1 protein-coding gene (cut by a window edge) is annotated in these 268 nt (G+C 32.1%); it reads right to left on the reverse strand.

The genetic code is table 11. The features are described 5' to 3' along the window. Positions 1-246: the 5' portion of an aldehyde ferredoxin oxidoreductase N-terminal domain-containing protein gene (locus LUA84_RS03425; RefSeq protein ID WP_457913380.1), read on the reverse strand. 78 nt of this gene lie to the left of the window's left edge; only the first 246 of its 324 coding nucleotides appear in the window; the start codon lies at positions 244-246; the stop codon falls past the left edge of the window. Positions 247-268: the final 22 nt, after the last annotated feature.

Genomic DNA, 268 nt, shown 5'->3' on the forward strand with positions numbered 1-268 from the left:
AATTGCCGAATTTCTTACAAATTGAGAAGATTTTAAAATAACTTCTCTAAATTTTTCCTGATTTGCAATTTGGGGTTTTAAATTTCCTCTTACAGCAATTGCCTTCAAATTCTTACTTCCAAATACTGCAGCAATTCCACCTCTTCCAACAGCACCTTTTCCTTTATCTTCAANTACTGCTGATATTTTAACTAATTTTTCACCCGCAGNNNNTATACTAATTACCTTACATACTTNTTGCATCATCTTTTCCAACAATAGGTGAGAA

This window comes from Candidatus Nanopusillus massiliensis, from assembly GCF_920984865.1.